This window comes from Hydrogenovibrio sp. SC-1 (genome assembly GCF_002848135.1).
Classification (GTDB): Bacteria; Pseudomonadota; Gammaproteobacteria; order Thiomicrospirales; family Thiomicrospiraceae; genus Hydrogenovibrio.
The window spans coordinates 38,707-46,170 of record NZ_PKGB01000017.1; the positions used below are offsets into that span (position 1 = coordinate 38,707).

At 41.6% G+C, this 7,464-nt stretch carries 7 protein-coding genes; 5 read left to right on the plus strand and 2 right to left on the minus strand.

Translation table 11 applies throughout. The features are described from left to right. Nucleotides 1-34 precede the first annotated feature (34 nt). Complete coding sequence (locus CYQ88_RS09390; protein WP_101841097.1) at nucleotides 35-418, plus strand: VOC family protein; 384 nt, start codon at nucleotides 35-37, stop codon at nucleotides 416-418. Here CYQ88_RS09390 and glnD read toward each other — a convergent pair. Beyond that, nucleotides 415-3,081, minus strand: coding sequence for a [protein-PII] uridylyltransferase (glnD, locus tag CYQ88_RS09395; protein WP_101841098.1), 2,667 nt, complete (start codon nucleotides 3,079-3,081; stop codon nucleotides 415-417). The genes CYQ88_RS09390 and glnD overlap by 4 nt on opposite strands. 11 nt (nucleotides 3,082-3,092) lie before the next feature. After that, nucleotides 3,093-3,899 carry a type I methionyl aminopeptidase gene (gene map, locus CYQ88_RS09400; protein ID WP_101841099.1) on the minus strand — a complete coding sequence of 269 codons (807 nt, stop codon included), beginning with the start codon at nucleotides 3,897-3,899 and terminating at the stop codon, nucleotides 3,093-3,095. A gap of 223 nt (nucleotides 3,900-4,122) precedes the next feature. Between map and rpsB the strand changes: the two genes are divergently transcribed. The 4 genes from rpsB to frr all read left to right on the plus strand — a co-directional run bounded on the left by rpsB (nucleotide 4,123) and on the right by frr (nucleotide 7,333). Continuing rightward, nucleotides 4,123-4,857: a 30S ribosomal protein S2 gene (gene rpsB, locus CYQ88_RS09405; RefSeq protein WP_101841100.1), complete on the plus strand. Its 735-nt coding sequence runs from the start codon at nucleotides 4,123-4,125 to the stop codon at nucleotides 4,855-4,857. Nucleotides 4,858-4,979: 122 nt separating this feature from the next. Next, a complete protein-coding gene (gene tsf, locus CYQ88_RS09410; protein ID WP_101841101.1) occupies nucleotides 4,980-5,864 on the plus strand; it encodes a translation elongation factor Ts in 885 nt (294 codons plus the stop codon). 178 nt (nucleotides 5,865-6,042) lie between these two features. Continuing rightward, nucleotides 6,043-6,753, plus strand: a complete 711-nt coding sequence (gene pyrH, locus CYQ88_RS09415) for a UMP kinase (RefSeq protein WP_101841102.1) — start codon at nucleotides 6,043-6,045, stop codon at nucleotides 6,751-6,753. A 22-nt stretch (nucleotides 6,754-6,775) separates the two neighbouring features. After that, nucleotides 6,776-7,333, plus strand: a complete 558-nt coding sequence (frr, locus tag CYQ88_RS09420) for a ribosome recycling factor (protein ID WP_101841103.1) — start codon at nucleotides 6,776-6,778, stop codon at nucleotides 7,331-7,333. The last annotated feature ends 131 nt before the right edge of the window (nucleotides 7,334-7,464 follow it).

Genomic DNA, 7,464 nt, shown 5'->3' on the forward strand with positions numbered 1-7,464 from the left:
TTTGTACTTTTTCATTGGAAATTGAGGACACAATGTGGCTAAAGTCATTGGTTTTGATCATGTCAGTATTATCGTTAAGGATGCAGATCGAGCCTTAGCGTTTTATCAATCGTTGTTGGGATTGTCTTTATTGGACAGGCCTGCACTCGGCTTTCCAGGATATTGGCTAGATTTATTAAGTGGCCAAAGTCTCCATTTAATGCAATTACCTAACCCTTGCTTGGCTGCACAGCGCCCAGAACATGGTGGGCGAGATGTTCATTTTGCCCTGCGGGTAGATTCAATTGATGGCTTTGAACAGACGTTAAATGCGACAGGTGTTCCCTATACCAAAAGTCGTTCTGGTCGACGAGCATTGTTTATTCGCGACCCTGACCAAAACGCATTTGAATTATTCGAGCCGACAACCCTTTCTTAAAACTCGATGGCCTCTAACAGGGCATCTTGCAACTCCATTTGTTTGTGTCGTAGATGTAGACTGTCTTCATTGGTCGAGCTAATAATAAACGTATCTTCAGCCTTTTCTCCAACCGTATTAATTTTTGCATCATAAACCCGAATTTGGCATTGTCGGAATGCCATGCCGATTTTGGCAAGCAATCCCGGAATGTCTTTGGTGTGAATCGTTAATTCAATCAGTTGGTCGGTCAGCGTATCAAAACTAATCTCAGTGGGGGTTTCAAAACACCGGATTCGTCGTGGTTCCGGTTGGCTGGATGGTAAGAAATCTTCTGTTAGGTAGAGTTGATACTTTAAGGTTTCTTCAATGTCGTTCAATACGCTCTCATCCGTAATACTTTTACTGTCAGCGTCCAGGCAATAGATAATGACCAGCGTCATGTCATCTTCTCCTGAATAAATTTTAGCTTCAACAATATTTAAGTTGAGCTTGTCTAAGATCTGAGAGAATTGAGCAAAGAGATAATCTCGGTCATGCATAAAGATGATGATTTCAGTCGCACCCCGAGATGTGGTGGGTTGTACCTGAATATTAATGGCATCATGGTTTTTGTCGTAGAGTCCACGAGTAATGCGTGCAATTTCAGCGACACTTTGACGATTAAAAAAGTCCGTTTTTTCAAAAGCATGCCAAAAGGATTGAAATTCGCTGGGGGATAGGCCGCGTTTTTTGAGTTGCTCGCTGGCTTTCTCTTTATTGTAAATGGCTTGTTTGATTCGGTCTTTTGGCTGGTTGGAAGTGGCATCCAGCGCTTTGCTAGTGTTGTTGTATAGTTGTAAAAACAGTTGGTTTTTCCAGTCATTCCAGACTTCTTCTGAGGTCGAGCGAACATCTGCCAGTGTTAATAGATATAAATGATCTAAGCGCGCTTGTGATCCCACTTTTTTGGCGAACTGTTGAATGACTTGTGGGTCAGAAAGGTCTTTCTTTTGTGCGACATAGGAAAAATCAAGGTGACGAAGTACCAGCCAACTTAACAACTCTGAGTCATTTTTGTTTAGGTTATGTTTATGAGCAAATTCCTTAGCATCAACGGCCCCCAATTTTTCATGTGCGCCATTTCGACCTTTGGCGATATCATGAAATAACCCCGCCAATAATAAGATTTCGGGTTTGCACAATTGTTGAGAAACTTGGTGTGCCGTCGGAAATTCATAAGCAAATTTTTTGATAAAGAATCGCCTTAGGTTACGGATGACTAGCATGGTGTGCTCATCCACGGTATAGGCATGGAAGATATTAAACTGCATCAAGCCGGTAATTTTTTGAAAGGCGGGCAGGTAAGCTCCTAAGATGCCATAGGCGTACATTCGTTTTAGCGCCGCATTGACGCCTTTTCGTTGTCGGAATAGTTCAATAAATAAGGCTTTATTGATGGGGTCTGAACGAAATTGGTCGTCAATCAGGTGTAGGTTGTCACGAATCAACCGAATGGTGCGCGAGCGAATACCTTCGATCATCTGGTCATAGTTTTCGATGATAATAAAAACCTCTAACAGCGCCGTTGGGTTCTTAACAAACAGGTTTTCCTTAATGACATCCAAATATTGGTTTACCAAGCGAAATCTCGGGTTGATTTGCTGAATATGGTCTTCTTCAAAGTGATAGATATCTTCTCTAAAGTGTTGAAGTAGAATCTCGTTTAAGCGTGCAATAATATGAACTTTTTGATAATAGGGTTTCATATAGGCTTCAACCGATTTAACCATATCAACTTCTGTTTCATCGTCAGTGTAAACCGGCGTGGCTAGCTGTTGTTGATGGTCAAACAGTAGGCGGTTTTCATTCCGTTTTTTTAGACGATGCAGAGCAAACCGGATTCGATTGAGGTAGTGATAGGCTGATTGAATTTCTTTGAACTCTTTTAAAGAAATAAAATTGTGCTGCAATAATTCTTGAAGCGTATCCGCTCCGAAGTGCCGTTTGGCAACCCATAAAATGGTTTGAATATCTCTGAGCCCACCCGGGCTTTCTTTAATATTAGGTTCGAGTTGGTGTAAGGTGTTGTGATAACGCTTATGTCGTGCCTTTTGTTCTTCTAGCTTGGCAGTAAAAAACGCATGACTGGGCCAAAATGACTTTAAATTAAAGACGTTTTGTAGCGATAAAAATGAATCAAAACAGCCGGTTAGCCAACGAGATTCTAGTAAACTGGTAGCCGTGGTAATATCGGATTTTCCATCTTGAATACATTGTTCTAAGGTGCGAACAGCGTGACCGACTTCAAACCCCATATCCCAAAGATAGGTAATAAAATCCGAAATTTTGCTTTGATAGTTTTCTGCTTGCTCACTGAGTATCAATAGATCAATGTCAGAATAAGGTTGCAACTCGCCACGACCATAGCCACCAATGGCAATCAGTGAAAGTTTTTCCGAATCGTTTTTGCTAAAAAAATGAAACCAGATTTTCTTTAGCAGTTGGTCGATGAAAGAGGTTCTTTCCGTTAATAGGGTTGAAACCGCTTCCCCTTGATCAAACTTAATAAACTGTTGTTCATTAAAGTCGGTAAGCAGTTTTCTACCACTGATAAGCGAAGCAGACTGATTTCCTTGATCTAGGTGATAGACGAAATTATTTGGTGTGTCGGCAGTTTGGTTTGCAGTGTCAGTAGCGGTCATAGATGGCTCAATTATGGAAGGACAGGGGTTTCATTAGGTCTTAATGTCAGGACTTCATAGCCCGTTTTGGTCACAGCAATGGTGTGCTCCCATTGTGCAGAGAGTTTACGGTCTACCGTTTTAACTGGGAAAATGGTGTTGTTAGGGTGCTTTTTATTGGGCCCCAAGGTTTTAACGTGATGGCTGCCTTGGTTAATCATCGGTTCAATAGTAAACACCATGCCTTCTTGGAGTACGGTTTGCTTAAGTTCCGGTGATGTGTAGTGCATGACTTGTGGTGCTTCGTGAAAGTCGGCACCGATGCCATGACCACAATATTCTCTCACCACTGAAAAATGGTTTTTGTGAGCATGGTTTTCAATGGCTTCAGCAATATCGAATAGAGTTGCTTTGGGCTTAACGGCTTCAATGCCAAGCCAAAGACATTCGTGAGCAACCTGACAGAGTTTATGTGCGAAGGGTTTTACTTTTCCGACTTCGTACATCATGCTGTTGTCGCCATGGTAGCCATCTTTTATGACAGTGACGTCAATATTAACAATGTCTCCATTCTTGAGTTTTTTGTCAAAGTCGGGGATTCCATGACAAACCACATCATTTACCGAAATGCAGCTTTCTGCTGGAAACCCATGATAATCGAGCGTTGCAGCCGTAACGTGTTGCTGTTCAGTCATGTATTTTGCCATAATGGCATTGAGCTCTCCCGTGGTCACGCCAGGCTTGACATAAGGTTCAATCATCACCAAGACATCAGCAGCGAGTTTGCCTGCAATTCTAAGTTTTTCAAGTTCTTGGGATGTTTTGATTTTAATTGTCATAGCTATTGGTGTCCATATAAGTTGATTGTCCTAAATGCATGGATTTTAGGAAAATAAAGTTGCTTGGAAGGCGTGTTTATGATATAAATGCGCCGCCTTTTAAATGAAGGCTATTTTAACAGAAAACCACACACTTGCCGAGACAACAAGCGGGGTGCCACAAAATAAAGCGTGGTTCGCTTGTTGGGTAAGTGGAGGCTTAACCCAATAAATGGAGAAAATCATGGCAAAAGTTACTATGCGCCAAATGCTAGAAGCCGGTGTTCACTTTGGACATCAGAAGCGCTACTGGAACCCAAAAATGTCACAGTATATTTTTGGTGAACGTAATAAGATTCATATCGTTAACTTAGAAAAATCCCTACCATTATTTAATGATGCTTTGAACTTTATCGGCGGCATTGCTGCTAAAAAAGGGACTGTGTTATTTGTTGGTACTAAGCGTGCTGCAAGCGATTTGGTTGCACAAGAAGCGACTCGTTGTGGTATGCCTTATGTTAACCATCGTTGGTTAGGTGGTATGTTGACTAACTTCAAAACCATCAAACAGTCTATTAAGAATTTGAAAGATTTAGAGGTTCAAGAACAAGATGGAACCTTTGAAAAGATTACCAAAAAAGAAGCGTTAATGCGTTCGCGTCAAAAAGCGAAGCTAGAGCTTTCTTTGGGTGGGATCAAGGATATGCGTGCTATGCCAGATGCGATTTTCATTATTGATACGGGTAATGAAAAAATTGCTATTCAGGAAGCAAAAAACCTAGGTATTCCGGTAGTTGGTGTTGTTGATACCAATAATGATCCAAGCGGGATTGATTATGTTATTCCTGGAAATGATGATGCTGTTCGTGCAGTTTCACTTTACCTAGCGGCTGCTGCAGATGCGGTCAATGAAGGTAAAGGGTCTATTACCACCGCTGCTGACAGTGATGAGTTTGTGGAAGAAAAAGCAGAAGCTTAAACTTTTCCGTTTTAAGGTATAAAACACCCAGGCCTGGTTGTTTTTACTTCACAGCAGAGCATTGTGAGGTTTGAACGCTGGGCTTTTCAATTTTGATTAGTATTAATATTTGAGGTTTGAATATGGCAGTTACAGCATCAATGGTAAAACAATTGCGCGAAATGACAGGCGCAGGGATGATGGATTGTAAAAAAGCACTCGGTGAAACCGATGGCAATATGGACGATGCAGTTGAATTTCTTCGCAAAAAAGGGATGGCTGGCGCTGATAAGAAAGCAGGCAGAACGGCTGCTGAAGGCGTTGTTGCAATCGCTATTGCTGATGACAAGAAAAAAGCCGCTATCGTTGAAGTGAATTGTGAAACAGATTTCGTTGCCAAAGGGGATGAATTTAAGACGTTTGCTGACGAAGTGGCTCAAATTGTTCTAAACACTAACTGTGTTGATGTTGAAGCAATTTTGAATGAGAAAATGGCCAGTGGTCAAACGATTGATGAAAGACGTCGTGAAATGGTTGGTAAGATCGGTGAAAATATGACTATCCGTCGTGCAGAATTGGTTGAGACTTCAGGTCAAATCGGTCAATATCAGCATGGTGAAAAAATTGGTGTTGTCGTTGCGATGGAAGGTGGTGATGATGCGCTAATTCGTGATGTCGCGATGCATGTTGCCGCTGCTAAGCCTTCTGCTGTTTCTGCTGATGATGTTGATCAAGAAATGGTTGAAAAAGAGCGTAAGTTCCAGATTGAGCAAGCCCAGGATTCTGGTAAGCCAGCTGAAATCATTGAAAAAATGATTGAAGGCCGTATGCGTAAGTATCTTCAAGAAATTACGTTGCTTGGACAGGCTTTTGTTAAGGACCCAGATCAAACGGTAGAAAAACTGTTAAAAGCGTCAGATGCTTCAGTTAATAGCTTTGTAAGACTAGAAGTCGGAGAAGGTATTGAGATTGAAGAAACTAACTTTGCTGATGAAGTCGCGGCAGCGGCAGCAGCCGTTAAAGGTTAAGCGTTTTGTTTTCAAGTGCGTTCTTAGGTGAACGGTCTTGATCAAATCGAAAAGAAGCCATGATAGAAAACCTATCGTGGCTTTTTTTTAACTAAAAAGTGAATAACAGCTGGGTTTTATTCAATTTGATGGTATGGTTCTCTTTAAATTGAATGATCGATTATAGAAGGTGGTCAAAATGGCATTAAAATATCGTCGAGTGTTACTGAAGTTTAGTGGTGAAGCTTTAATGGGGCCAGGAGATTTTGGTCTTGATGCCGCAACATTACGAAAAGTAGTTTTTGAAGTCAAGGCGTTGCATGATTTAGGGGTTGAAGTCGGATTGGTTGTGGGCGGTGGCAATATCTTTAGAGGGGCCCAGATTCAAGGTGCCGGTATTCAGCGTACGACGGGCGATCATATGGGAATGATGGCAACAGTGATTAATGCCTTAGCCTTGCGCGATGTGATTGAAGATATTGGCTTATCTGCGGTTATCTATTCGGCGATGTCGATAGAAGGTGTCTCACATGGGTTTAATGCTAATCATGTTAAAAAAGGGTTGGCGACTGGTCAGATTGCCATTTTTGCTGCGGGTACAGGCAGTCCTTTTTTTACAACGGATACTGCAGCAGCCCTGAGAGGGATTGAAATTGATGCGGATATCGTTTTAAAGGCCACGAAGGTGGATGGTATTTATACGGCTGATCCTTCAAGAGATGCTAATGCCACCCGCTTGGTTGAGTTGAGTTATGATGATGTTATTCAGAAGAATCTACAGGTGATGGATATGACGGCGTTTGTGTTGTGTCGAGACCATCAAATGCCGATCCGAGTTTTTGATATGTTTAAAAAAGACGCGGTTATCCGGATTGTTCAAGGTGAAGATGAAGGCACGTTAGTGCATTAATTGAAAGCTAAGGAAAAAAGAAATGTTAGAAGCCATATTTGAAGATGCTGCGAGCCGAATGCATAAATCGGTTGAAAATTTAGAGTCAAATTTTGCCAAAATTCGTACAGGACGTGCGCACCCGAGTATTTTGGATTCCATTAAAGTTGATTATTACGGTTCGGATGTTCCGATTAGTCAGGTGGCCAATGTCAATGTTGAGGATGCTCGTACTTTAACGGTTCAGCCATGGGAGCACTCAATGGTGTCCGTTGTTGAAAAGGCGATTATGACGTCTGACTTGGGGGTAAACCCAGTGACAAACGGTAATCTAATGCGGATTCCCATGCCGCCTTTGACTGAAGAACGTCGTAAAGAATTTATTAAATTAGCACGATCTGAAGCTGAGCAAACCAAAGTGGCTATTCGGAATATTCGTCGTGATGCGAATGCCGATTTTAAGGGTTTGAACAAAGATAAAGACATTACCGATGATGAATTACGTCAGGCAGAAGATCGTATTCAGAAAGTGACTGATACGCATGTTTCTGAGGTAGATCAAATGCTTAAAGTCAAAGAAGAAAGTTTGATGGAAATTTAAGCTGAAATTGTTTTGTTTTTGCGGCATAATTACGGGTTATGTCGTCATCTTCAGGATGGTTTTCTTGAAGAGATAACGGCCTTTCATGGCACTTGCTTTGAGAGGCCGTTTTTGTTTGTTTCGTTTTAGAG